Annotated in this window: 25 protein-coding genes and 1 other annotated feature; all 25 genes read right to left on the bottom strand. The window is 36.7% G+C overall.

From position 1 onward, the window contains the following. Nucleotides 1-87 precede the first annotated feature (87 nt). The 25 genes from rpsG to ACMGE9_RS07165 all read right to left on the bottom strand — a co-directional run bounded on the left by rpsG (nt 88) and on the right by ACMGE9_RS07165 (nt 25,761). Entirely contained in the window at nt 88-558 is a 471-nt protein-coding gene (rpsG, locus tag ACMGE9_RS07285; protein WP_096077875.1) for a 30S ribosomal protein S7, read from the bottom strand. A 115-nt stretch (nt 559-673) separates the two neighbouring features. After that, nucleotides 674-1,096, bottom strand: coding sequence for a 30S ribosomal protein S12 (rpsL, locus tag ACMGE9_RS07280; protein WP_414042148.1), 423 nt, complete (start codon nt 1,094-1,096; stop codon nt 674-676). 87 nt (nt 1,097-1,183) lie between these two features. Then, entirely contained in the window at nt 1,184-1,441 is a 258-nt protein-coding gene (locus ACMGE9_RS07275; protein ID WP_414042147.1) for a ribosomal L7Ae/L30e/S12e/Gadd45 family protein, read from the bottom strand. Nucleotides 1,442-1,562: 121 nt separating this feature from the next. Beyond that, nucleotides 1,563-1,754, bottom strand: a complete 192-nt coding sequence (locus ACMGE9_RS07270; RefSeq protein WP_414042146.1) for a hypothetical protein — start codon at nt 1,752-1,754, stop codon at nt 1,563-1,565. A 128-nt stretch (nt 1,755-1,882) separates the two neighbouring features. Continuing rightward, complete coding sequence (gene rpoC / locus ACMGE9_RS07265) at nt 1,883-5,503, bottom strand: DNA-directed RNA polymerase subunit beta' (RefSeq protein WP_414042145.1); 3,621 nt, start codon at nt 5,501-5,503, stop codon at nt 1,883-1,885. A gap of 122 nt (nt 5,504-5,625) precedes the next feature. After that, on the bottom strand, nt 5,626-9,168 hold the full coding sequence (gene rpoB / locus ACMGE9_RS07260; RefSeq protein ID WP_414042144.1) for a DNA-directed RNA polymerase subunit beta: 3,543 nt from the start codon (nt 9,166-9,168) through the stop codon (nt 5,626-5,628). 192 nt (nt 9,169-9,360) lie between these two features. Continuing rightward, on the bottom strand, nt 9,361-9,957 hold the full coding sequence (locus ACMGE9_RS07255; protein ID WP_414042143.1) for a class I SAM-dependent methyltransferase: 597 nt from the start codon (nt 9,955-9,957) through the stop codon (nt 9,361-9,363). Nucleotides 9,958-10,071: 114 nt separating this feature from the next. After that, entirely contained in the window at nt 10,072-10,437 is a 366-nt protein-coding gene (gene rplL, locus ACMGE9_RS07250; RefSeq protein ID WP_414042142.1) for a 50S ribosomal protein L7/L12, read from the bottom strand. Nucleotides 10,438-10,499: 62 nt separating this feature from the next. Continuing rightward, on the bottom strand, nt 10,500-11,024 hold the full coding sequence (gene rplJ, locus ACMGE9_RS07245) for a 50S ribosomal protein L10 (protein WP_414042141.1): 525 nt from the start codon (nt 11,022-11,024) through the stop codon (nt 10,500-10,502). A gap of 38 nt (nt 11,025-11,062) precedes the next feature. Next, nucleotides 11,063-11,189: a sequence feature (ribosomal protein L10 leader region), on the bottom strand. A 48-nt stretch (nt 11,190-11,237) separates the two neighbouring features. After that, nucleotides 11,238-11,933 carry a 50S ribosomal protein L1 gene (gene rplA / locus ACMGE9_RS07240; RefSeq protein WP_414042140.1) on the bottom strand — a complete coding sequence of 232 codons (696 nt, stop codon included), beginning with the start codon at nt 11,931-11,933 and terminating at the stop codon, nt 11,238-11,240. A gap of 109 nt (nt 11,934-12,042) precedes the next feature. Continuing rightward, nucleotides 12,043-12,465: a 50S ribosomal protein L11 gene (gene rplK / locus ACMGE9_RS07235; RefSeq protein WP_224183617.1), complete on the bottom strand. Its 423-nt coding sequence runs from the start codon at nt 12,463-12,465 to the stop codon at nt 12,043-12,045. Nucleotides 12,466-12,606: 141 nt separating this feature from the next. Next, entirely contained in the window at nt 12,607-13,152 is a 546-nt protein-coding gene (gene nusG, locus ACMGE9_RS07230; RefSeq protein ID WP_414042139.1) for a transcription termination/antitermination protein NusG, read from the bottom strand. Between the two features lie 11 nt (nt 13,153-13,163). After that, a complete protein-coding gene (secE, locus tag ACMGE9_RS07225; protein WP_414042138.1) occupies nt 13,164-13,343 on the bottom strand; it encodes a preprotein translocase subunit SecE in 180 nt (59 codons plus the stop codon). A gap of 154 nt (nt 13,344-13,497) precedes the next feature. After that, nucleotides 13,498-14,124 (bottom strand): hypothetical protein, encoded by a 627-nt coding sequence (locus ACMGE9_RS07220; protein ID WP_414042137.1) that lies wholly within the window; start codon nt 14,122-14,124, stop codon nt 13,498-13,500. Nucleotides 14,125-14,206: 82 nt separating this feature from the next. Next, nucleotides 14,207-14,725 (bottom strand): NYN domain-containing protein, encoded by a 519-nt coding sequence (locus tag ACMGE9_RS07215; RefSeq protein ID WP_414042136.1) that lies wholly within the window; start codon nt 14,723-14,725, stop codon nt 14,207-14,209. After that, nucleotides 14,725-15,474, bottom strand: a complete 750-nt coding sequence (gene rlmB / locus ACMGE9_RS07210; RefSeq protein ID WP_414042135.1) for a 23S rRNA (guanosine(2251)-2'-O)-methyltransferase RlmB — start codon at nt 15,472-15,474, stop codon at nt 14,725-14,727. Before rlmB ends, ACMGE9_RS07215 begins: the two co-directional genes overlap by 1 nt. Then, a complete protein-coding gene (locus ACMGE9_RS07205) occupies nt 15,474-15,872 on the bottom strand; it encodes a Mini-ribonuclease 3 (protein ID WP_414042134.1) in 399 nt (132 codons plus the stop codon). The genes rlmB and ACMGE9_RS07205 overlap by 1 nt, the downstream gene beginning before the upstream one ends. Then, on the bottom strand, nt 15,865-17,259 hold the full coding sequence (gene cysS / locus ACMGE9_RS07200) for a cysteine--tRNA ligase (RefSeq protein ID WP_414042133.1): 1,395 nt from the start codon (nt 17,257-17,259) through the stop codon (nt 15,865-15,867). Before cysS ends, ACMGE9_RS07205 begins: the two co-directional genes overlap by 8 nt. Continuing rightward, nucleotides 17,243-17,884, bottom strand: a complete 642-nt coding sequence (gene cysE, locus ACMGE9_RS07195) for a serine O-acetyltransferase (RefSeq protein WP_414042132.1) — start codon at nt 17,882-17,884, stop codon at nt 17,243-17,245. Before cysE ends, cysS begins: the two co-directional genes overlap by 17 nt. A 255-nt stretch (nt 17,885-18,139) precedes the next feature. Beyond that, the gene (gene gltX / locus ACMGE9_RS07190) at nt 18,140-19,591 is read right to left on the bottom strand and encodes a glutamate--tRNA ligase (protein ID WP_414042131.1); all 1,452 of its coding nucleotides are present in this window, start codon (nt 19,589-19,591) and stop codon (nt 18,140-18,142) included. Between the two features lie 13 nt (nt 19,592-19,604). Then, complete coding sequence (gene ispF, locus ACMGE9_RS07185; RefSeq protein ID WP_414042130.1) at nt 19,605-20,087, bottom strand: 2-C-methyl-D-erythritol 2,4-cyclodiphosphate synthase; 483 nt, start codon at nt 20,085-20,087, stop codon at nt 19,605-19,607. Beyond that, a complete protein-coding gene (ispD, locus tag ACMGE9_RS07180; protein ID WP_414042129.1) occupies nt 20,084-20,764 on the bottom strand; it encodes a 2-C-methyl-D-erythritol 4-phosphate cytidylyltransferase in 681 nt (226 codons plus the stop codon). Before ispD ends, ispF begins: the two co-directional genes overlap by 4 nt. Next, nucleotides 20,757-21,812 carry a PIN/TRAM domain-containing protein gene (locus ACMGE9_RS07175; protein ID WP_414042128.1) on the bottom strand — a complete coding sequence of 352 codons (1,056 nt, stop codon included), beginning with the start codon at nt 21,810-21,812 and terminating at the stop codon, nt 20,757-20,759. The genes ispD and ACMGE9_RS07175 overlap by 8 nt, the downstream gene beginning before the upstream one ends. Nucleotides 21,813-21,824: 12 nt before the next feature. Then, nucleotides 21,825-23,186 carry a DNA repair protein RadA gene (radA, locus tag ACMGE9_RS07170; protein ID WP_414042127.1) on the bottom strand — a complete coding sequence of 454 codons (1,362 nt, stop codon included), beginning with the start codon at nt 23,184-23,186 and terminating at the stop codon, nt 21,825-21,827. A 151-nt stretch (nt 23,187-23,337) separates the two neighbouring features. Beyond that, nucleotides 23,338-25,761 carry an ATP-dependent Clp protease ATP-binding subunit gene (locus tag ACMGE9_RS07165; protein ID WP_414042126.1) on the bottom strand — a complete coding sequence of 808 codons (2,424 nt, stop codon included), beginning with the start codon at nt 25,759-25,761 and terminating at the stop codon, nt 23,338-23,340.

Genomic DNA, 25,761 nt, shown 5'->3' with positions numbered 1-25,761 from the left:
CCAGGATTGGTTTATTTTAAGAAAGTAGCCCTCAAGTGAATTGGAGACAGCAAGCTGTATACAATTACTAAAGGGTTAACTTCAATCTTACCAACGGTAATGAGCAAATGCTTTGTTTGCTTCAGCCATTTTATGTGTATCTTCGCGTTTCTTAACAGCACCACCAGTGTTGTTAGCAGCATCTAAGATTTCGTTAGCTAAACGCTCTTCCATAGTTTTCTCACCACGAAGACGCGCGTAGTTCACTAACCAGCGTAATCCTAAAGTTGTACGACGCTCAGCGCGTACTTCTACAGGTACTTGGTAGTTAGATCCCCCAACACGACGAGCTTTAACTTCTAATACAGGCATAATATTGTTGATCGCTTCTTCAAATACTTCCATAGAATCACGACCAGAACGTTCTTGAACTAATTCAAAAGCGTTGTATAAAATCTTTTGAGCAGTACCACGTTTTCCATCAATCATAATTTTATTGATTAATTTAGTAACTAATTTTGAATTATGAATTGGATCCGGTAATACGTCTCTTTTGGCAACAGGTCCTTTACGAGGCATATTAATATCCTCCTTCCTCAGTATATTTTTTTTATTTTTCGATGTCTAGTGAGAACAATACATTTACAAAAATGAAATATTCTCTTAAACAGTAAGTGCATGACTTAATTTAAAATTAAGCTTTTTTAGCTTTAGGTTTTTTAGCTCCGTATAAAGAACGTCCTTGCATACGGCCATCAACACCTGAAGTATCTAATGCTCCACGTACGATATGGTAACGTACCCCCGGTAAATCTTTAACACGACCTCCACGAATAAGTACTACACTATGTTCTTGTAAGTTATGTCCGATACCAGGAATGTAAGCATTAACTTCTATATTATTTGATAAACGCACACGTGCATATTTACGTAACGCTGAGTTAGGTTTTTTAGGAGTCATAGTTCCTACACGAGTACATACACCACGTTTTTGTGGAGATGCTAAGTCAGTAGCTTTTTTCTTGTGACTGTTATAACCTTTGTTTAATGCAGGTGCAGTTGATTTCTTTGCTTTTGAAGATCTTGGTTTCTTAACTAATTGGTTAATAGTTGGCATTTTGAATGTCCTCCTCTCTTTTGTTTAATTCCACACATCCAGGTGGTTCATTTTTTAGGTAAAAAAAGATTTTGTAAGAATACCGCCTTACAAAGCGGATTTCAAATGTGCAACAACAGTCGCTCTCACTTGAATACCATATTGTTTACCCAGTTCCTCTTTCGATTTACTGAATTCAATAGGTAATTGCTCTTGGTATGCTAGTAATAGCACGGTAGTTAATAAATGGATATTAGTATCATTTGCAATCTCTAGAGATGCGACCTGATGCTTCTTAAGTGCCTTAATAGACTCCTTAAGCCCCACTACATATTGACTAGAGTGCATAACTTTTTCATTAGACATTGCAATCCTCCAAAGCTATTAGGTGCTACTCATCAACCTAAATAATATTATCATCTATTAGCTTGAAAGTCAACGACTTTTCTTTAATTTTATTATTGATGTCTGAATATAATTGAATTAACTAATGCTTTACATTATAGTGATCATTTTTATATTCGTCTCGGTCAATAATAAACATTACTGCTAAAAATGCGAATCCTAATAAAATAAATGTTACACCACCAAGTACTGAAGTCTCATATAAAGCAAAACCAGCAATGATTTCTACTAAACCCAGTACCATAACAATTAGTTTCTTTGTTGTAAATGTCATAACAATCCCTCCTTCTATCTTGTATTTGTATCATACACTAAACATGTCAGTTGTAGCATACTTTGAACTCTAACACTTTTGTGACAAGAAAAAGCACCCAAACAAAAGATGTTTGGGTGCAGAATGTATTATTTCTCAGTTACGACTACTTCGTCCTGTTCTAACGCGGGTGCATCCTTCTCAAATTCAACACCACTATAACGTCTCATACCAGTACCAGCAGGGATTAACTTACCAATAATTACGTTTTCTTTAAGTCCTAATAAGTCATCACGTTTACCTTTAATCGCTGCATCCGTTAACACACGAGTTGTTTCTTGGAATGATGCTGCAGATAAGAAACTTTCTGTTTCCAATGATGCTTTCGTAATACCAAGTAAGACAGGTTTAGCTGTCGCTGGGTGTTTTCTCGTTTTGAACACTTCACGGTTAGCATCAGTAAATGTATGAATATCTACTAAAGCACCTGGTAATAATTTCGTGTCTCCTGCTTCGATAATACGAACTTTACGTAACATTTGACGAACCATTACCTCAACGTGTTTATCTGAGATTTCTACCCCTTGCATACGGTATACTTTTTGAACTTCTTTTAATAAGTAGCTTTGTGTCGCATTAAGTCCCGCTACAGCTAATAATTGTTTCGGCTCGATAGAACCTTCAGTCATTACTTCACCACGCGCGATTTTTTGACCAACTTCTACTTTAAGTCTTGCAGTACCAGGTGCTAAGTACGTACGTACTTCGTTTTCACCTTTAACTTTAATTTCTTGCATACGATCTTTTACAACGTTTAATTCGATAATCTCACCATTAATCTCAGAGATTACAGCTTGACCTTTTGGATTACGCGCTTCAAATAATTCCTGGATACGAGGTAAACCTTGTGTAATATCGGCACCGGCAACCCCACCCGTATGGAATGTACGCATTGTTAACTGAGTACCAGGTTCACCGATAGATTGGGCAGCAATAGTACCAACTGCTTCTCCAACTTCCACTTTTTCACCTGTAGCTAAGTTTTTACCGTAACATTTTTCACAAACCCCGTGACGTGAGTTACATGTAAATGCTGAACGGATATGCATTTCTTCGATTCCTGCATCCACGATTTGTTTCGCGATTTCAGGTGTAATTAATTCATTTACTTTAACAAGAATTTCTTTCGTTTCTGGGTGTCTTAATGTTTCACGAGAGTAACGCCCCTCTAAACGTTCGATGAATGGTTCGATTAATTCAGAACCTTCACGGATTGCTGAAACAAGTAATCCACGGTCAGTACCACAATCAGGTTCACGAACAATAACGTCTTGTGCAACGTCAACTAAACGACGTGTTAAGTAACCTGAATCGGCAGTTTTAAGTGCTGTATCGGCAAGACCTTTACGCGCACCATGGGTAGAGATAAAGTATTCTAATACCGTTAAACCTTCACGGAACGAAGATTTAATTGGTAATTCGATGATACGTCCAGCTGGGTTGGCCATCAATCCACGCATACCAGCTAACTGTGTAAAGTTAGATGCGTTACCACGGGCACCAGAGTCACTCATCATAAAGATTGGGTTTAAGTCATCTAACGAGTTCATTAATTTCGCTTGAATTTCGTCTTTTGCTTTTGTCCAGACCTCAATAACAGCTGCGTAACGTTCACCTTCAGTAATTAAACCACGTGTGAACTGTTTCGTTACTCTATCTACCTTTTCTTCTGCCAATCCAATAATATCTTGTTTATCTGGTAATACCACGATATCAGATACACCTACTGTAATACCAGCACGTGAAGAATATTTAAATCCTAAGTCTTTCATTCTATCTAACATCATAGAAGTATCAGTAATATGGAATCTATTGAATACTTCAGCAATGATTTGTCCTAAAAACTTCTTATTAAATGGCTTAACAAGTGGTTGCTCATTTAAGTATTTTAATAATCCTTCTTCAGTTAAATCCGTTGCATCAATGAAATATTTATCTGGTGTTACTGTTTCTAAGTTAGATAACGTTGGTTCATTAATGAATGGGAATGAGTCTGGCATAATTTCATTAAAGATTACTTTACCTACAGAAGTTACAAGTAACTGGCTGTTTTGTTTATCCGTAAAAGTTGGATTATTAAATGATCCAGCTTGAACTGCAATACGAGAATGTAAATGAACATAGCTATTTACATAAGCCATAATCACTTCATTTGCGTCTTTAAAGATTCTACCTTCGCCAATCGTACCTAATCGTTCTAATGTTAAGTAATAGTTTCCTAATACCATATCCTGAGATGGTGTAACAACCGGCTTACCATCTTTAGGGTTTAAGATATTTTGAGCGGCTAACATTAACATACGCGCTTCTGCTTGCGCTTCTTTAGATAACGGTACGTGAACAGCCATTTGGTCACCATCGAAGTCGGCATTGTATGCTGTAGTTACAAGTGGATGTAAACGAATCGCACGGCCTTCAACTAATGTTGGTTCGAATGCTTGGATACCTAAACGGTGAAGCGTTGGTGCACGGTTAAGTAATACTGGGTGTTCACGAATAACGTCTTCTAAAACGTCCCAGATTTCTGGTTCCATACGCTCAATCTTACCTTTAGCGTTCTTGATGTTTGTAGCGATTTCACGCTCAACCAGTTCTTTCATAACGAAAGGTTTGAATAATTCAAGTGCCATTTCTTTAGGAAGACCACATTGATACATTTTTAAGTTTGGACCTACAACGATAACCGAACGACCAGAATAGTCAACACGTTTACCAAGTAAGTTTTGACGGAAACGACCTTGTTTCCCTTTTAACATATGTGATAAAGATTTTAATGGACGGTTACCAGGACCTGTAACTGGACGGCCACGACGACCATTATCAATTAAAGCATCAACAGCTTCTTGTAACATACGTTTTTCATTTTGTACGATGATACCAGGAGCACCTAAATCTAATAAACGTTTTAAACGGTTGTTACGGTTAATAACACGACGATATAAATCATTTAAGTCAGATGTAGCAAAACGTCCACCGTCTAATTGAACCATTGGACGAATTTCTGGTGGGATAATTGGTAATACATCTAAAATCATCCATGAAGGATCATTACCTGAGTTACGGAATGATTCAACAACTTCTAAACGTTTGATAGCTCTAGTTAAACGTTGACCCGTTGCTGTTTCTAATTCTTCGCGTAAAGATTTTAATTCGCCATCTAAATCTATGTCTATTAATAAATCTTTAATCGCTTCAGCACCCATTTTAGCAGTAAATTGCCCAGGGAACTTATCATAATACTCACGGTATTCTCTTTCAGATAATAGTGATTTTTTCTCTAATCCAGTCGGACCTGGATCAATTACTGCATAAGAAGCAAAGTAAATCACTTCTTCTAAAGAACGTGGAGACATATCTAAAAGTAATCCCATACGTGATGGAATTCCTTTGAAATACCAAATATGTGATACAGGTGCAGCTAATTCAATATGACCCATACGCTCACGACGTACTTTTGATTTTGTCACTTCTACGCCACAACGGTCACAGACCATTCCTTTGTAACGTACACGTTTATATTTACCACAGCTACATTCCCAGTCTTTTGTAGGACCGAAAATTTTCTCACAGAATAAACCATCTCTTTCAGGTTTTAATGTACGGTAGTTAATTGTTTCTGGCTTTTTGACTTCACCAAAACTCCAAGAACGGATTTTTTCAGGTGAAGCGAGACCTATCTTCATGTAATGAAAGTTATTTACATCAATCAAAGCCCTACCTCCTTAGTGTATTAAAAATTTTATCAAGATTTATAATTTAAATTGTCTAAACCATCATGCGAAATAAATCGCATGATGTTTAAACAAGACATTTTTACTCGTTGAGACAGTGATTATTCAGTGATCTCAGCTTCTGGTTCTGGTTTTTTTGCAATGTTAATTTTAGAATCAATGAAATCGTCATCTTCTAAATCACGCATTTCAATCTCTTCATCTTTATTATCCATCACTTTTACATCTAACCCTAAACTTTGTAACTCTTTCATTAATACGCGGAATGATTCAGGTACACCCGGACGAGGAATGTTTTCACCTTTAACAATTGCTTCGTATGTTTTCACACGACCAACTGTATCATCTGATTTGTATGTTAAGATTTCTTGCAATGTATATGCAGCACCATATGCTTCAAGTGCCCATACTTCCATCTCACCAAAACGTTGTCCACCGAATTGCGCTTTACCACCAAGAGGTTGTTGCGTAACTAATGAGTATGGTCCAGTTGAACGAGCATGTAATTTATCATCAACCATGTGGGCTAATTTAAGCATATACATTACACCAACTGATACGCGGTTGTCGAACGGTTCACCTGTACGTCCATCATAAAGTACAGTTTTACCATCACGTGCCATACCTGCTTCTTCAATTGTAGACCATACATCATCATCATTAGCCCCATCAAATACTGGAGATGCAACATGTAGACCTAAGTTTTTAGCAGCCATACCCAAGTGTAACTCTAATACTTGTCCAATATTCATACGAGAAGGTACCCCAAGTGGGTTTAACATGATATCAATTGGTGTTCCATCAGGCATGAAAGGCATATCTTCTTCTGGTAAAATACGTGAGATAACCCCTTTATTACCGTGACGACCACACATTTTATCTCCTACGTGAATTTTACGTTTTTGAACGATGTATACACGGACTAATTGATTAACACCCGGTGGTAATTCGTCACCATCTTCACGATTGAAGACTTTAACGTCTAATACGATACCATCTGCACCATGTGGCACACGTAATGATGTATCACGGACTTCACGCGCTTTTTCACCAAAGATTGCATGAAGAAGACGCTCTTCTGCAGTTAACTCAGTAACTCCTTTAGGTGTTACTTTACCAACTAAGATGTCACCATCACGGACTTCAGCACCAATGAAGATGATACCACGATCATCTAAGTTTTTAAGTGCATTGTCAGATACATTAGGTATATCTCTAGTGATTTCTTCAGGTCCAAGCTTCGTATCACGGGCTTCTGATTCATATTCTTCAATATGGATAGAAGTATAAACGTCGTCTTTTACAAGACGTTCGCTCATGATTACAGCATCCTCATAGTTATAACCATCCCAAGTCATGAATCCAACAACAACGTTACGTCCAAGTGCCATCTCACCAAGTTCCATAGAAGGACCATCTGCTAAAATTTCACCTTTTGTTACGATATTACCGGCTTCAACGATTGGACGTTGATTGTAACAAGTACCTGAGTTTGAACGTGCGAATTTTGCTAATTTATAGATATCTAAATCCGTTTCGATTTCTTTTCCGCCTTCTTCAACAATACGGCGAACTTTAATTTGTCGTGCTTCAACATGTTCAACACGACCTTTATATTTAGCAACTACTGCAGCTCCAGAGTCACGTGCAGCTACATGTTCCATACCAGTACCAACGAATGGTGCTTCTGGATTCATTAACGGCACCGCTTGACGTTGCATGTTTGCTCCCATTAATGCACGGTTTGAGTCATCGTTTTCTAAGAACGGGATACAAGCTGTGGCAGCAGAAACAACCTGTTTCGGTGAAACGTCCATATAATCCATACGTTCACGTGCCATAACTGTATTATCCCCACGGAAACGACAAACAACTTCGTCATCCATGAACTTACCATTGTCATCTAAGCGTGAATTCGCTTGAGCAACAACGTATGCATCTTCTTCATCAGCTGTTAAGTAATCAATTTGTGATGTCACAGTATTTGTTTCGATATCTACTTTTCTGTATGGTGTTTCAATGAAACCAAATTCATTTACACGCGCATAACTTGAAAGTGAGTTGATTAACCCGATATTTGGTCCCTCAGGTGTCTCAATTGGACACATACGCCCATAGTGAGAATAGTGAACGTCACGTACTTCCATACCAGCACGTTCACGCGTCAAACCACCGGGTCCTAATGCAGATAAACGACGTTTATGCGTAAGTTCAGCTAACGGGTTAGCTTGGTCCATGAACTGAGATAATTGTGAACTACCAAAGAATTCTTTAACTGACGCAATTACAGGTCGGATATTAATTAATTGTTGAGGTGTTACCGATTCCGTATCTTGTAAACTCATACGTTCTCGTACTACACGCTCCATACGACTTAAACCAATACGGAATTGATTTTGTAATAACTCACCAACTGAACGTAAACGACGGTTACCTAAGTGATCGATATCATCTGTGAAACCAACTCCAGCTAGTAAGTTAAAGAAATAACTAACAGAAGATAAGATATCTGCAGGTGTGATACATTTCACTTCGTCATCAGGAAATGCATTCCCGATGATTGTAGTTGTACGCTTTTCTTCATCTCCAGGAACATAAACTTTAACCGATTGAATTTCAATAGGTTCGTCTAACAAACCATTTTCTAAAGTGAATACTTTTTGGTTAGCATTATTTTCGAGTACATCTAAGATTTGATCTAAATTACGACGATCTAATAATGTACCTTCTTCAGCTACAATTTCACCTGTTTCAACATCAACAATAGGTTCAGCTAATGTTTGGTTGAATAAACGGTGTTTTAAATGTAACTTTTTATTCATTTTATAACGTCCAACACTTGCTAAATCATAACGTTTTGGGTCGAAGAAGCGAGAATATAATAAACTCTTCGCATTCTCAACTGTAGGTGGTTCACCCGGACGTAAACGTTCATATATTTCAAGTAATGCAGCTTCAGTTGACTCAGTATTATCTTTATCTAATGCGTTTCGTAAGTACTCATTGTCACCTAATAAATCGATGATTTCTTGATCACTTGAAAATCCTAACGCACGTAAAAGTACAGTAATCGGTAACTTACGTGTACGATCAATACGAACAAATACAACATCTTTCGCATCAGTTTCATATTCAAGCCACGCACCACGGTTAGGGATAACAGTCGCTCCAAAGCTCACTTTACCATTCTTATCGACTTTATCATTAAAGTATACAGATGGTGAACGAACTAACTGAGATACAATAACACGTTCTGCACCATTGATAACAAACGTGCCTGTATCCGTCATTAATGGGAAATCACCCATAAAGACTTCTTGTTCTTTCACTTCACCTGTTTCTTTAATAATTAATCGAACCTTTACTCGAAGTGGCGCTGAGTAAGTAGCATCACGGTTCTTTGCTTCATCTAAATCGTACTTTGGCTCACCTAATTTGTAATCAACAAACTCTAAAGAAAGGTTTCCAGTGAAGTCTTCAATTGGAGAAATGTCTCTAAACATTTCAATTAAACCTTCTTCTAAGAACCATTCATAAGATTTTGTTTGAATTTCTATTAAGTTAGGTAATTCTAAAATCTCGGAAATTCTTGCGTAACTTCTACGCTGACGATGCCTTCCGTATTGGATAAGTTGACCTGTCAACAGATTCACCCCTCAAAAATTGTGGTGCCTTTTACCTAAACAGAAGAAATAAGACAAAAAGAAAACGGAATCACATAACTCCATTTTCACATTTTATTTTAAACTCATTTCTCCTAAAATTAGATAGAAAAGTGCACACTTATTCATTTAAATTTTTACATTCTATTACTATAACAGACCCATTAAAGAAGGTCAACCTTTTACACTCTTTAAAATATAATAGCCTTTATCTTTTTTTAGGACGGATACATTGCCGAAATCAGCTTCCATTTTCTTTTTCGCAGATGGCATACCTTGTTTTTTCTGAATCACAACGTATAATGCCCCACCTTGATTAAGCACTTTTGCACTATCTTCCAAAATACGATGGACAACATCTTTACCTGCACGGATGGGTGGATTCGTAATGACTGCATCAAACTGTTCTGACACTTCATTCAAGCCATTACTTTTGTATATTGTTGCATTAACAATCTTGTTCGCTTCAGCATTTCTTTCTGATAATGATAAAGCGCGTTCATTGACATCGACCATATGTACTGTTGCTTCTGGAAAATGTTTCGCAACCATTAACCCCATTGTACCGTATCCGCATCCAACATCGAGAACACGCTTTGGAGATGCATCAGCTAAAAATGTTTGCACGAGTAAATTCGATCCAAAATCAACGCCACTTTTTGAGAATACACCTGAGTCTGTAGTTAATTTTAAATTTTGGTTACCTATATTAAAACCAATAGTACTTTCATTACTTTCTACCGTTTGTTCTTCGCTATAATAATGACTCATTTAAACACCTCACTCATTTCTACGTTGTGAACAAGCACACTCAGTTGAAATTATAACAATATAAAGCAAGAAAAACCCGTTATATACATAACGGGTTTCAAAACAAAAGAGAAATTATTTAACTTCTACAGTTGCTCCAGCTTCTTCTAATTTAGCTTTTAATTCTTCAGCTTCGTCTTTAGATACTGCTTCTTTGATTACTTTAGGAGCGCCATCAACTAAGTCTTTAGCGTCTTTTAATCCTAAACCAGTTGCTTCTTTAACAGCTTTAACAACTTTGATTTTTGAAGCTCCAGCAGATACTAATTCTACATTGAATTCAGTTTGTTCAGCAGCAGCACCTTCGCCACCAGCAACACCAGCAGCAGCTACAGGAGCAGCAGCAGTAACACCGAATTCTTCTTCGATAGCTTTAACTAAATCGTTTAATTCTAAAACTGACATTTCTTTAATCATTTCGATAATTTTTTCGTTTGACATGATTGTATTCCTCCATTTAATTTAAGTTTTTTTATGATACTATTCGTCTTTGACTAAGTGAATTAAGCTTCTTCAGCAGGAGTAGTTTCTTCTCCGCCTTCTTTTTGTTCTCCAACAGCTTTAACTGCATAAGCGAAGTTACGCATTGGAGCTTGTAATACTGAAAGAACCATTGAGATAAGTCCTTCTTTTGATGGTAATGATGCGATAGCTTTGATATCTTCAGCGCTAGTCACTTTACCTTCGATAATACCAGCTTTGATTTCTAACTTTTCGTTTTCTTTTGCGAAGTCAGCAATAATTTTTGCTGGCGCCACAACTTCTTCAGTTGAGAATGCAATAGCGTTAGGTCCAGTCAAGAACTCTTCAACACCTTCGATACCAGCTGCAACAGCTGAACGACGTACTAAAGTATTTTTGTAAACTTTGAACTCAACACCAGCTGCACGAAGTTGTTTACGTAGTTCAGTTACTTGCGCAACTGTTAAACCACGGTAGTCAACGATGATAGTAGATACTGAATTTTTTAATTGTTCAGTGATCAAATCAGCTTTTTGTTGTTTGATTTCGATAGCTTTTGTACTCATTATGACACCTCCATTAAGATTTTCGTGCTTTTCTAATAACAGATATTAAAAAAGCACTTTTCACCCATGGTAAAAAGTGCTTGAAAGTTCATCAAGTCAAATTTCACCTCGGTAGGATTATTAAGCATAAGCCCCTACTGTCTTAGGTTATTTATTAAATACAAATTACACTATAACGTGAAATTTGAATCTTGTCAATTCGTTTTTTAAAAATTAGTTTCTGATTTCTGATGGGTCAACTTTGATACCAGGGCCCATTGTAGTTGTTACAGAAACAGTTTTGAAGTAAGTACCTTTTGATGAAGCTGGTTTAGCTTTAGCTAAAACATCTTTTAAAGTGATAAAGTTTTCAACTAATTTAGCTGAATCAAATGATACTTTACCAATTGAAGCATGAACGATACCAGATTTCTCAGCACGGTATTCTACTTTACCCGCTTTGATTTCTTGAACAGCTTTCGTTACGTCCATTGTTACAGTACCAGTTTTAGGGTTTGGCATTAAACCTTTAGGTCCTAAGACACGTCCAAGTTTACCAACTTCACCCATCATATCTGGAGTTGCTACGATCACATCAAATTCGAACCAACCTTGATTGATTTTATTGATATATTCAGAATCACCAACATAGTCAGCACCTGCAGCTTCAGCTTCTTTTAATTTTTCACCTTTAGCGAATACTAATACACGTTGAGTTTTACCAGTTCCGTTTGGTAATACAACTGCCCCACGGATTTGTTGGTCATTTTTACGTACATCGATTCCTAAACGGAATGCAACTTCAACTGATGCATCAAAGTTAACAGTACTTGTTTCTTGCGCAAGTTTGATAGCTTCTTCTACTGAGTAGAATTTTGTGTTATCAATTTTTTGAGCGGCTTCTTGATATTTTTTACCTTTTTTAGCCATTTTTATTTCCTCCTTATAGTGGTTTTAGCGGAATGTCCTCCCACGGGCACTGCTTATAACAGTGCAAGAGCAGACTTAAGTAAGTCTGCTGTTAAATCTAAATGTAATACTATTTAATTTCTACACCCATACTACGAGCAGTACCAGCAATAATTCTCATTGCCGCTTCTACGCTTGCTGCATTTAAATCTTCCATTTTTGCTTCAGCGATTTCACGTACTTGATCTTCAGTTACTGTAGCAACTTTAGTCTTGTTAGGTTCACCTGAACCTTTTTCGATTTTAGCTGCTTTTTTAAGTAAAACTGCTGCAGGTGGTGTTTTAGTGATAAATGTAAATGAACGATCTTCAAATACAGAAATTTCAACCGGAATGATTAAACCTGCTTGTTCTTGTGTACGTGCGTTAAATTCTTTACAGAATCCCATGATGTTAACACCTGCTTGACCTAATGCTGGACCAACTGGTGGCGCTGGGTTTGCTTTCCCTGCCGGAATTTGTAATTTAACAACTTTGATTACTTTTTTAGCCACGATGTGCACCTCCTATAATATCGTGATGTGGTCACAGGGTATGATATTTACCCTCCCACTCATCAACCGTACTAATTAGCACGACTATAAAATATTATCACTTTCAAAACTTAATTGCAAGTGAAAATTTACATTTATTTTTTATAACTTTTCGATTTGATCGAATTCAACTTCAACTGGCGTTTCTCGACCGAACATATCTACTAATACTGTTAATTTGTATTTCTCAATATCAATTTCTTTAACTTCAGCAACTTGGTTAGTAAACGGACCACTTGTAACTCGTACTTGTTCACCGATTTCAATTTCTACATCAACTGTTTTTTCATTCATACCCATTGATTTCAAAATAAATTTCGCTTCATCAGGTAATAATGGATTTGGTTTTGAACCCGCACCCGCAGATCCCACAAATCCTGTAACACCCGGTGTGTTACGTACGACGTACCATGACTCATCTGTCATCACTAATTCAACTAATACATAACCTGGAAAGGTTTTTTTAATTGACGTTTTTGCTTTACCATCTTTAATTGTTGTTTCTTCTTCTTCGGGAATGACAACTCTAAAGATTTGATCTTGCATATTCATAGATTCAAGACGTTTTTCTAAGTTGTCTTTCACTTTGTTTTCATAGCCTGAATACGTGTGAACTGCGTACCAATGCTTTTTGCTTTCCTCAGACATAATTTGCCTCCTTAGTTAATTAATCGAATAAGCTCAGAAATGCCTAAATCGATTGCGTAAAAGAAAATAATAAAGAATATTACAGTAATAACTACAATTGTTGTATCTCTAACAACCTCTTGGCCTGTTGGCCACGAAGTTTTTTTCATCTCAGAAATTACACCTTGAATGAAGTTTTCTTTATGTTCCATGAGTTTGCCTCCGTCACGTTTTTTTAATGATAAAAAATAGACCGAACCGTAATTCGATACATATTTTTTAATACTATGTGATTTGCGTCATTTATGTCACTTTAATTCATTCTAATCCTAGTATAATATAACGATGAAACAGTAATTTGTCAAATTATGATGTTCCTTTTACGAACGTTCTTACCTTTGATTTTAGTCTAGCTATCGTATTATGAATTGTTTTTAGAGATTCATTTTCAATTGCGGCCATCGCTTTGACAGGCATCTGTTCTTTTAAATATTCAAACACTCGGTATTCTAGCGGACTGAGTTGCAAAGCAATCGGCGTCATACGTTCTTGTAAATCCTCTAGTTCACTTTCTACATCAGGTCTTATGGCATTAATATCTTTAATAAATTCTTCTAATGAAAGTTCTTCCTCATACATCGGTGTTTCAAAACTCACAATCGGTCGCTTGCTTTCCTTTTGTATGTTTCGTACATAATCAAGCAATGCATATTTTAAATGGTAAAAGTAAAATCGTTCAAAATTATCGCTCTTAAAAGGATCGTAAACTTTAGCTGTTTGATAAAGAGTAATTAAACTTTCTTGATACAATGCATCATGATTTTTAAATGAAACTTTACGAATATGTACTTCCATACCATTTCGTAAACGAGCCACTAGACTTTCAAAAGCATCTAAATTCCCTTGTTGAATATCCTTCACAATATCTTCAAGAGTTTGTAAATGATATTTCTCCTGCTCTTCACAAATCATCTTAGTATATGTTTTAAACATGTGATTAACCTCTAGTTTTATTATTTTCTATTAGATTAATAATTTAAAACAATTATCTCAAACAATAAAATTTTCTCAAAAACTAATATTCACCACGTCTAAGCCGTTCTAAACTTTTTTTTGTTTCTTCATCAATTGCAATACGCATTCTTGGTTTACTACTATCCATGCGACTCATATCTTTGGCAACATTTATTTCTTCTTCATGTAAATCATTAATAAATTCACGTGACGGAATTCTCAGTGCCCCACTTCCAAAAATCGTATGTTGTTCAGATAAATCACTCGTCACAACTTTAATCGTGGTAATATGTTTTTCATACATCTCATGAACAAGTCGTTCAATTAATGCATCTGCTGTTTCCTTCTCTCGTGAGTATACGACACGTATCCCATGAAACATTTCCTCACGTTCATGCGTCTTCACATCATACGCATCAAATACAACAATCATTTCATCCGCAATACGTGCATTATAATTAGCAATTTCCAGTAATAGTTGAATACGCGCTTCTTCAAGTGATTCCTGTGCCAGTTGTTTCAGTTTTGAACTTTGCCCAATGACATTATATCCATCAATGATGGTATATTTTTTAATCATTAATCTAATGGATTCCTTTTACGATAAACTTCGTACATTATTAAACTTGCTGCCACTGAAGCGTTCAAACTGTTCACATGCCCAACCATTGGCAGGTGGATTAAGAAGTCACATTTATCTTTTACAAGACGACTCATCCCTTCGCCTTCAGAACCTATAACAATCGCAAGGTTCATGTTAGCATCCATCTTACGGTAATCAACCGATTTACTCGCATCCGTCCCAGCTACCCAATATCCTTTTTCTTTTAATTTATCGATAGCTTGACTGATATTTGTCACGCGCATAACGGGTACGTGTTCTATAGCGCCAGTTGATGCTTTCACAACGGTTTGATTTAAGCTGACTGAACGACGTTTTGGAATCATAATCCCATCAACACCAATCGCATCTGCCGTTCTTAAAATAGAACCTAGATTATGTGGATCTTCTAAGCCGTCAAGAATCATAATGGTACTTAACTTTTCCACATCACGTGTACTTAAGAAATCATCTAATTCCATATATTCATATGGTGAAATCATCGCCATAATCCCTTGGTGAGGCACGTCTGATAAATGATCTAACTTCGACTTCGGTACTGTTTGAACAATTATCTTACGCTCTTTGCATAAATTTAAAATACTTGAGATCTGTGATTTATTAATGCCTTCTTGGATAAATACCTTATTGATTTCGTGATCTGATTCAATCGCACTTTTAACAGCATGACGTCCTACAATGATTTCATCATTCGTTGCTTTATTCATTATTTACCCCTCATTTCACATAGTATTACGATATACTGCAGTAACGCTTGTAATCTTTCTGTTTCGTTATTTAAATGTAAATATCCGATGACTGCTTCTAGCGCGGTACTTTTTTTATAAGTAATAACATCTGTATTTTTCGCCCGTGTATGACTTTTCGCATTGCGTCCACGCATTAAGATTTCTGTTTCTTGTTCAGTAAAATAACCTTCCTCAAGTAACACATCAAACGTTTGTGCCTGACTTTTCGCTGATACAAAAAAGGTAGCTTGGCGATGTAATTCATTTGGCTTTTTATTCTTTTCACGTACGATATAATTTCTAACATACAAGTCCAATACAGCATCACCTAAGTATGCAAGCGTCAGAGGATTATATAAACTCGCTTCATTAACCACGTTTAAATCTCACACCCTGTGCCGTGTCTTCTAAAATAATATTTTGAGCTTTAAGTTCGTCACGAATTTCATCAGCACGTGCAAAATTTTTCTCCTTACGTGCCGCCTCACGTTCTGTAATTAACGCTTCAATATCAGCATCTAATAATTCTGTTTCTTCGGTTAATTTCACACCTAAAACATCACTAAAGATTTCAAACACTTCTAGGAAACGCTCAATAACTTTTAAGTCTGTTGATTCGTTTTGGTTATAAATGTTAGCTTGTTTAGCCAATTCATACCAAGCAGTAATCGCATTCGCTGTATTAAAGTCATCATCCATCGCTGTTTCAAACTGTAATAAAATATCATCAACTGTTTTAATAATCTCACCATGATCAACAACACCAACTGAAATTGCTTGACGCTCTTTAAGTGCCGCATGCGCATTTTGAATACGTTCTAGACCAGCTTTAGCGCTAGACACGAGCTCCATATTGTAGTTGATTGGGTTTCTATAATGTACGCTAATCATAAAGAAGCGAAGTACATTTGGATTTACTTCTTTAATAATATCATGCACTAAAATGAAGTTGCCTAAAGATTTACTCATTTTCTCGTTATCGATATTAATAAATCCGTTATGCATCCAGTAGTTTGCAAATGTCTTATCATTATGTGCTTCGGATTGTGCGATTTCATTCTCATGGTGAGGAAATGCCAAGTCTGATCCCCCCGCATGAATATCGATTGAATCACCTAAATGTTTTTTTGCCATCACTGAACATTCTATATGCCATCCTGGACGTCCTTTACCCCAAGGTGAATCCCAGCTAATTTCACCCGGTTTCGCTGTTTTCCATAACGCAAAATCTAAGGCATCATCCTTTAATTCACCAGTTGCGATACGTGCACCTACCTTGAGTTCATCGATTGATTGGTGACTTAACTTACCGTAACCATCAAACTTACGCGTTCTAAAGTAGACATCACCACTACTTTCGTAAGCATAGTCTTTCTTAATTAACGCGCTAATAAATTCTATAATATCATCCATATGATCCATCACGCGTGGATGGTGTGTTGCATGCTTACAGTTTAATGCACCTGTATCTTCAAAGTATGCTTCAATAAAACGATCGGCAACTTCAGGGACTGTAGAGTTTAATTCATTCGCTGCTTTTATTAACTTATCATCAACGTCAGTAAAGTTTGATACGTAATTCACCTCATAACCGCGGTATTCAAAATAACGTCTCACTACATCGAAACTGATGGCAGGCCTTGCATTACCGATGTGAATATAGTTATAGACTGTCGGTCCACAAACGTACATTTTCACTTTACCTTCTTCTAATGGGATAAACTTTTCTTTTTTTCTATTTAATGTGTTATATAACGTAATCATCGACAATCTCTCCCTTTTTTGACGCCTCAATATGGCGTTCTAATTCTTTTAACTTTTCGTAAATTGGATCCGGTAAATTCGTATGATCAAAGCTCTTACCAACTTTAACGCCATTTTGTTTCACGATATGACCTGGAATACCTACAACTGTAGAGTAATCCGGTACACACTTTAATACGACAGAATTCGCACCGATATTCACATTATTTCCAATTTGAATGTCACCAAGTACTTTTGCACCTGCTGCAATCAATACATTGTCGCCAATATCCGGGTGACGTTTTCCATTTTCTTTTCCTGTGCCACCAAGTGTAACACCTTGATAAATCGTTACATTGTTACCAATCGTACACGTTTCGCCAATGACAATACCCATACCGTGGTCGATAAACAGCCGCTTACCAATCTTTGCGCCGGGATGAATTTCAATACCAGATACTAATCTAGAAAGTTGACTGATTGCACGTGCGATAAAGTACATTTTGTGATTAAAAAACCAATGCGCCACTAAATGCCACCATACAGCATGTAGACCAGAATATGTGAGAAATACTTCTAAACTGCTACGTGCAGCCGGATCTTGCTCGAATACCATATTGATGTCATCTTTAATTCTTGAAAACATATCCACACCTCCAAATATATAAAAAGAAGCACCTCTAAATAAAGAGGTGCTTCTGCACGGTTCCACTCTGATTAGTAGACGAACATCTACTCACTTTAAAATATTAAAATTTAACATGTGAGATGCATTCAACAATCAACTTATCGCATACTTTCACCAACCGTATGCTCTCTAAAGATAATTTAACTATCTACTTGTTCTCATAAGTTGATTATAATCGATTGCAATTATTTTTCAACTATTTTATTTCGAAGATTATGCATACACATTTAAACGCCCAATTACTTTTTCTTTACCTAATAACTCCATTGTATTTGGTAATTCTGGACCGTGTGTTTGACCAGAAACCATGACACGGATTGGCATAAATAAGTTTTTACCTTTAATACCTGTTTCTTTTTGGACTGCTTTGATTGCAGCTTTAATACTTGCTGCATCAAATGTTTCTAATGCTTCGAGTTGAGAAGTTAAAGCTACAACAAGTTGAGGTACTTGTTCACCGTTTACAACTTCTGCAGCTTCTTCGTCTAACGCTAATTCGTCTTTGAAGAATAACTCAGAAAGCTCAACGATTTCACCCGCATAACTCATTTGTTGTTGGTATAGTGCAACAAGAGATTTCGCCCAAGCAAGTTCTGCTTCAGTAGGATTATTTGAAATTAGACCCGCTTTTTCCATGTGTGGTAAAGTCATTTCAAATACTGTATCTAAATCTTTTGTTTTCATGTATTGGTTGTTGATCCAAGCAAGTTTTTGTTTATCAAAGAATGCAGGTGATTTGCTTAAACGCTTTTCATCAAACATTTCGATAAATTGTTCTTTAGAGAAGATTTCTTCTTCCCCTTCAGGAGACCAACCGAGTAATCCGATGAAGTTGAATAGTGCTTCTGGTAAGTAACCTAAATCGTGATATTGCTCAATAAATTGAATGATAGAACCGTCACGTTTAGATAATTTTTTACGCTCTTCGTTGACGATTAACGTCATGTGACCGAACGTAGGAATATCATAACCTAACGCTTCGTAAACCATCATTTGTTTCGGTGTATTTGAAATATGGTCATCACCACGGATAACGTGTGTAATTTCCATGAAGTGATCATCAATTGCTACAGCAAAGTTGTACGTTGGAATACCATCTTTTTTCACGATAACCCAGTCACCAATACCATTTGATTCAAACGACACTTCACCTTTAACCATATCATTAAATGTGTATGTCTTATCTTTTGGTACACGGATACGAATAGAAGGTTGTCTACCTTCAGCAATTAATGCTTCTTCTTCTTCTTTTGTAAGATGTGCATGTTGACCGCCATATCTAGGCATTTCACCACGCGCAAGTTGTGCTTCACGTTCAGCTTCTAATTCTTCACTCGTCATATAACAACGATATGCTTTATCTTCTGCTAATAATTTTTCAATAATCGGGTTGTAGATTTCAGCACGCTCAGATTGACGATAAGGACCAAATCCTCCATCTTTATCGATTGACTCATCCCAATCCATCCCTAACCATTGTAAGAATTTTAACTGACTTGCTTCTCCACCTTCAACATTACGCGCAGTGTCAGTATCTTCAATACGGATAATGAAATCTCCTCCGTTATGTCTCGCGTATAAATAATTAAATAATGCAGTACGTGCATTACCGATGTGTAAGAAACCAGTCGGACTCGGTGCATATCTTACTCTTACTTTACTCATTATATTCACTCCATTAATTAGTTTTCTTTAATAATAATACCACAGCTTGCGCTTGTATTCCTTCTTGCCTTCCTATATACCCCATCTTCTCGTTCGTTGTCGCTTTAACATTTACGTTGAAAATATCTGTGTTTAACACGTTTGCAATTACCTCACGCATTGCGTCGATATGTGGTCTGAATTTCGGCTTTTCAGCAATAATTGTTGCATCTAAATTACCGAGTTCATAACCGAGTTCAAGGACGTGTTGGTATGCATCTTTAAGTAAAATTTTAGAATCCGCACCCTTATATTTTGGGTCATCATCCGGGAAGAACTTACCGATGTCACCTAGAGATACCGCACCTAAAATAGCATCTGTAATCGCATGTAATAATACGTCTGCATCACTATGACCAAGTAATCCTTTATCATGTTCAAGTTCAATCCCACCAATGATTAAAGGTCTATCTTCGACTAATTGGTGTACATCATATCCATAGCCAATTCTCATCATAACCCTCTTTTCTTCAATATTGCTTCTGCAAAGAACATATCTTCAGGTGTTGTGATTTTGATGTTATCATAATCACTTTCTACAATATGGACTGCTGAAATACGTTCAACAAGCGATGCATCATCAGTTCCTAGGAAATGATCAGCATCTGCTTTATCGTATGCATTGAGCAATAATTGATAATCAAACGCTTGTGGTGTTTGTATTTGCCATAATTCGTCTCGCTTTAATGTTTCTACGACCTCATTGTTTGCTACGCGTTTGATCGTATCTTTCACTTTGACTGCTGCGATGACACTTTTATTAATTTGTACTGATGTATACAGTTTATGTAATGTTTCGCATGTAACAAACGGTCTTGCTGCGTCATGTACAAACACATAGTCACACGGCTCCATCGCTTTTAAAACGTTATAAATACTATATTGGCGTTCGCTACCACCTTCAGTGATAATGCTGATTTTACTGTAGTCTTTCAGCATCTTTTGTAATATCTCTATTTCATCACGCTGTGCCGCTAAATGAATCGCACGACAATGCTCGTCTTCTTGAAATGCTAAGACAGTATGTTCAAGAATTGATTTGTTATTAATCCTCAGCAATATTTTGTTTTGGTCAGCTTGCATGCGTTTCCCCATACCTGCTGCCGGAATAATTACGTCATACATATTAGTCATTCACTTTCTTCGTGAAAATAATTCTACCCGATGAAGTTTGCAGTACAGATTGTACTTCAACATTCACTTGTTTGTTGATTAAATTTTTACCGTTCTCAACAACAACCATCGTACCGTCCTCTAAATAACCAACACCTTGGTTCTCTTCTTTCCCTGCTTTCGTTACATTCAGCATAAATTTATCACCTTGTGCTACAACTGGTTTGATTGCTTCAGATAAATCGTTAACGTTCAACACCTTAATGCCTTGTACTTGGCAAACTTTATTTAAATTAAAGTCTGTCGTTATGACACTAGAATTTGTTTCTTTCGCCATTGTAACTAATAATTGGTCTACTTCTTTAATATTCTTATTGCCCGGGACAATCTTAATTGGGTATCCAGTCGCTTGTAAGTCACTTAAAATATCTAAGCCACGTTGTCCTTTATCACGCTTCATACCGTCTGTAGAATCCGCAATGAGTTGTAATTCATCTAACACACCTTGTGGCACAATAATTGTACCATCTAAGAATCCACATTCAACGATTGATAAGATACGTCCATCAATAATAGCTGATGTATCGAGTAATTTCGTATTATCTAACACTCGACGTTTATTTGAACTGCTTTGGAAACGCTCAGGTAGGAAACTTTGAATTTCATCACGTTTCTTAAGACCCACTTGAAAACCTAAGTAACCTAATACGACCGCCAAAATGATAGGTACAGTATTTTTAAGTAGTGTAAAGCCCATGAAGTTAAATATTAAACTAATCATCGATGCGATCATTAAGCCTAAAATCATACCGAGCGTTGCAAAAATAAGTTCCATAAAATTAATGTTTAATAAAGACTTTTCACCTTTAATAATCAGATTAACTACGCGATCAATCAACCAATAAAATAAAATGAAAAAGACAATAATCCCAATCGCACCATTAACATATGGATTTTTAAGAATTTCAGGTACATTTAAATCAAATATACGAATGAGTTCAGGTATCGCAAAAATCCCTAAACTTGCACCCACAACAACAAATATTAACGTTACTAGTTTCTTTAACATGTTTTCACCTCCTTAAAATGCAAGTTTTAATGCCTCACCGATATTCGTTACTCCGATTACTTCGATATTGCCTGGGAAATCCCATCCACCGATATTATTCTTTGGAATAATAACGCGTTTAAAGCCTAGTTTTTCTGCTTCTTGTACACGCTGTTCAATACGTGCGACACGCCTTACTTCACCAGTTAATCCAACCTCACCGATGAAACAGTCGTCGCCACGCGTCGATTTATCATTATAACTAGAAGCAATACTAATAATAATGCTTAAATCAACAGCTGGTTCGTCTAGCTTCACACCACCTGCAACTTTAACATAAGCATCTTGTTGTTGCAGCAAATACCCTTGTTTCTTCTCAAGGACAGCCATAAGAAGAGTTAAACGATTATGGTCAATTCCTGTCGCCATTCGTCTCGGATTATGGAAAGACGTTGGTGACACTAGTGACTGCACTTCAACGAGAAGTGGACGAGTCCCTTCCATTGTCGCAACAATCGTAGAACCCGCTACATTCTTCGTACGCTCTTCTAAGAACATTTCACTTGGATTCAATACTTCTGTTAAACCAGTGTTGCGCATCTCAAATATACCCATTTCATTAGTAGATCCGAAACGGTTTTTCACTGCACGTAATATACGATAGCTATGATGTGTATCTCCTTCAAAATACAGTACTGTATCCACCATATGTTCAAGCAAACGTGGTCCTGCAATTTGGCCTTCTTTTGTTACGTGACCCACAATGAATGTTGCGATATTCATCTGTTTTGCAATACGCATTAATTCTTGCGTACATTCTCTCACTTGAGAAACTGAGCCTGGAGCACTTGTGACTTCCGGATGAAAAATCGTTTGAATAGAGTCGATTACTAAGAACTTCGGCTGCATCTTCTTAACTGTTTCATGAATGATTTGTAGATTAGTTTCTGCGTAAACATCTAATTCGCCCGCATCTTCTTTCAAACGGTCTGCACGTAATTTCGTTTGACGTACTGACTCTTCACCTGAAATGTACAATACAGGATGATGCTGTGATAACATTGCACATACTTGAAGTAACAGTGTAGACTTACCTATACCTGGATCCCCACCAATCAGAACAAGTGATCCCGGAACAATGCCTCCACCTAGCACACGGTCAAGTTCACTCATTTGCGTATGGACACGTGGCACACTTTCTTTCGTAATATTTTTTAATTTTTCTACTTTTGAATTTGAATCCTGTTGATGTATTGCTGTTTTTGGACCTTTTTGTTTGTGCTCAATGACCTCTTCCATTTGATTCCAAGCACCACAATTAGGACACTTTCCCATCCATTTTGGGGACTGGTAACCACAGGCCATACATTCAAAGTTCGATTTTGCTTTAGCCAACACAATTCCCCCTATTTTAATATGTATATATTTTAAATCTTTTTGTATGTTTAGACAATGTTATACCCTTATAAGTTGCAATATAATTTGAAATATAAAAATACTGCTGAAATAACAGTAATTTTACTATTATTTCAGCAGTAATGTTTTCTTATTTCTTTTCTTTTGTAATAATAAATTCGCCATCTTTGAAATCGATTGTCACTTCATGACCTGCTAATTCTTCACCTTTTAATAATTCTTCAGATAATTTATCTTCAATATTCTTTTGGATAGAACGTGTTAATGGACGTGCACCATATTCTGGGTCATATCCATCATCTGCTACTTTTTCTTTCGCAGCCTCTGTTAATGTGATGAAGATATCTTGTTCTTTTAAGCGTTTCGTTAAACCATTTACCATGAAAGTAACGATTTCTTTTAATTGTTCTTTCTCTAACTTATGGAACACAATAATATCATCAATACGGTTTAAGAATTCTGGACGGAACTGTTTCTTTAACTCGTCCATCATTGTTTTACGGATTGTTTCGTAGTCTTGTGCAGCGTCACTGCCACCGAATCCAACAAATTTATTGTCTTTTAATTCTTGTGCACCGACGTTACTTGTCATGATTATCACAGTGTTTCTAAAGTCAACAGTACGTCCTTTAGAATCTGTTAAACGTCCGTCATCTAATACTTGTAATAACATGTTGAATACGTCTGGATGTGCTTTTTCAATTTCATCGAAAAGAATCACTGAATATGGTTTGCGACGTACTTTCTCAGTTAATTGTCCGCCTTCTTCAAATCCAACATACCCTGGAGGTGAACCTACTAAACGAGACACACTATGTTTCTCCATAAATTCACTCATATCTACGCGAATCATTGCATCTTCTTCACCAAACATTGCTTCCGCTAATGCTCTCGCTAACTCAGTTTTACCAACACCTGTAGGTCCTAAGAAGATAAAGCTTCCGATTGGACGTTTCGGATCTTTTAGACCCGCACGTGCACGACGAACAGCTTTAGAAATTGAAACAACTGCGTCATGTTGGCCTACAACACGGTCATGCAGAATCTCTTCTAAGTTTAATAATTTTTGTGATTCAGTTTCTGCAATTTTATTTAATGGTATACCTGTCCAGTTTGCTACAACAATTGCGATATCATCAGGTGTTACGGAAGTGTTATTTGATCCTTGGGTTTTTTGCCACTCTTTTTTCGTTTCATCTAATTGTTTTTCAAGTTGTGATTGTTTATCACGTAGAGCTGCCGCTTGTTCGAATTCCTGAGAATGTACTGCAGCGTCTTTTTCATTTTTCACTTTTTCAAGTTCTGCTTCAAGTTCTTTTAAACTTGGTGGCGTTGTGTAATTACGTAAACGTACTTTTGAACTTGCCTCGTCAATTAAGTCAATTGCTTTATCTGGTAAGAAACGGTCAGAAATGTAGCGATCACTCATTTTAACGGCTGCCACTAATGCTTCATCAGAAATTTGAATGCGATGATGTGCTTCATAACGGTCACGTAATCCACGTAGAATTTCTATTGCATCTTCAACATTAGGTTCATCCACTTGAACTGGTTGAAAACGACGTTCTAATGCTGCATCTTTTTCAATATATTTACGGTATTCTTCTAACGTTGTTGCACCGATACACTGTATTTCACCACGTGCTAATGCTGGTTTTAAGATGTTTGACGCATCGATTGCACCTTCGGCACCACCAGCACCAATTAAAGTGTGTAATTCATCAATAAATAAGATAATATTACCAGCCGCGTGAATTTCATCCATTACTTTTTTTAAGCGCTCTTCAAATTCACCACGATATTTCGTTCCTGCCACTACTGTACCCATGTCTAAACTCATAACGCGTTTACCTTTTAACGTTTCAGGAACTTCATTATTAATAATTGCTTGAGCTAAACCTTCTACAATCGCTGTTTTACCAACACCAGGCTCCCCAATGAGCACCGGGTTGTTCTTCGTACGACGACTCAATACTTCGATAATACGTGTTACTTCATTGGCACGACCAATAACCGGGTCTAAAGCTCCGTCTTTAGCGATAACTGTCAAGTCACGTGCTAAACCATCAAGTGTCGGAGTGTCTTGAGACTTCGAATCCGCATTACCTTTCTTATTCATTTCTGGACTACCTAAAAGTTTAACCACCTGAGAGCGTGCTTTCGTAATATTCAAGTCAAGATTTGCTAATACACGTGCTGCAACACCTTCATTTTCACGTATTAATCCTAACAAAATATGTTCTGTACCAACAAAATTATGATTTAATTTTCGTGCTTCATCTAATGAAAGCTCGATTACTTTTTTCGCACGAGGCGTGTATTGAATCGTACCACCCATATCTGTTCCGTGACCGATTAGTTGTTCAACTTCTTGAACAACTTTCTCTTCTGTAATATTATATGCTGCAAGTACTTTTGCTGCAATCCCATCAGGTTCTTTTACTAAGCCCAATAATAAGTGTTCTGTACCAATATTATTATGATTTAAACGAATTGCTTCTTCTTGTGCGTGTGCTAAAACACGTTGCGCTCTTTCTGTTAATCTTCCAAACAT

The sequence above is a fragment of the Macrococcus animalis genome (assembly GCF_047425875.1).
Classification (GTDB): domain Bacteria; phylum Bacillota; class Bacilli; order Staphylococcales; family Staphylococcaceae; genus Macrococcoides; species Macrococcoides animalis.
The sequence above is the reverse complement of the archived record's forward strand: the minus strand, read 5'-3'. Positions and strand labels throughout refer to the sequence as shown.

What these genes read in the sequence shown, in the direction of transcription:
- nusG (WP_414042139.1), bottom strand. Translation starts at nt 13,152, where the DNA reads ATGTCTGAGGAAAGCAAAAAGCATTGGTACGCAGTTCACACGTATTCA.
- cysE (WP_414042132.1), bottom strand. Translation starts at nt 17,884, where the DNA reads ATGTTTTCAAGAATTAAAGATGACATCAATATGGTATTCGAGCAAGAT.
- secE (WP_414042138.1), bottom strand. Translation starts at nt 13,343, where the DNA reads ATGGAACATAAAGAAAACTTCATTCAAGGTGTAATTTCTGAGATGAAA.
- ACMGE9_RS07275 (WP_414042147.1), bottom strand. Translation starts at nt 1,441, where the DNA reads ATGTCTAATGAAAAAGTTATGCACTCTAGTCAATATGTAGTGGGGCTT.
- rlmB (WP_414042135.1), bottom strand. Translation starts at nt 15,474, where the DNA reads ATGAATAAAGCAACGAATGATGAAATCATTGTAGGACGTCATGCTGTT.
- rpsG (WP_096077875.1), bottom strand. Translation starts at nt 558, where the DNA reads ATGCCTCGTAAAGGACCTGTTGCCAAAAGAGACGTATTACCGGATCCA.
- ispF (WP_414042130.1), bottom strand. Translation starts at nt 20,087, where the DNA reads ATGATGAGAATTGGCTATGGATATGATGTACACCAATTAGTCGAAGAT.
- ACMGE9_RS07255 (WP_414042143.1), bottom strand. Translation starts at nt 9,957, where the DNA reads ATGAGTCATTATTATAGCGAAGAACAAACGGTAGAAAGTAATGAAAGT.
- rplA (WP_414042140.1), bottom strand. Translation starts at nt 11,933, where the DNA reads ATGGCTAAAAAAGGTAAAAAATATCAAGAAGCCGCTCAAAAAATTGAT.
- rplL (WP_414042142.1), bottom strand. Translation starts at nt 10,437, where the DNA reads ATGTCAAACGAAAAAATTATCGAAATGATTAAAGAAATGTCAGTTTTA.
- ACMGE9_RS07270 (WP_414042146.1), bottom strand. Translation starts at nt 1,754, where the DNA reads ATGACATTTACAACAAAGAAACTAATTGTTATGGTACTGGGTTTAGTA.
- ACMGE9_RS07215 (WP_414042136.1), bottom strand. Translation starts at nt 14,725, where the DNA reads ATGATTAAAAAATATACCATCATTGATGGATATAATGTCATTGGGCAA.
- ACMGE9_RS07220 (WP_414042137.1), bottom strand. Translation starts at nt 14,124, where the DNA reads ATGTTTAAAACATATACTAAGATGATTTGTGAAGAGCAGGAGAAATAT.
- rpsL (WP_414042148.1), bottom strand. Translation starts at nt 1,096, where the DNA reads ATGCCAACTATTAACCAATTAGTTAAGAAACCAAGATCTTCAAAAGCA.
- rplJ (WP_414042141.1), bottom strand. Translation starts at nt 11,024, where the DNA reads ATGAGTACAAAAGCTATCGAAATCAAACAACAAAAAGCTGATTTGATC.
- ACMGE9_RS07175 (WP_414042128.1), bottom strand. Translation starts at nt 21,812, where the DNA reads ATGTTAAAGAAACTAGTAACGTTAATATTTGTTGTTGTGGGTGCAAGT.
- gltX (WP_414042131.1), bottom strand. Translation starts at nt 19,591, where the DNA reads ATGAGTAAAGTAAGAGTAAGATATGCACCGAGTCCGACTGGTTTCTTA.
- ispD (WP_414042129.1), bottom strand. Translation starts at nt 20,764, where the DNA reads ATGACTAATATGTATGACGTAATTATTCCGGCAGCAGGTATGGGGAAA.
- ACMGE9_RS07165 (WP_414042126.1), bottom strand. Translation starts at nt 25,761, where the DNA reads ATGTTTGGAAGATTAACAGAAAGAGCGCAACGTGTTTTAGCACACGCA.
- cysS (WP_414042133.1), bottom strand. Translation starts at nt 17,259, where the DNA reads ATGATTACGTTATATAACACATTAAATAGAAAAAAAGAAAAGTTTATC.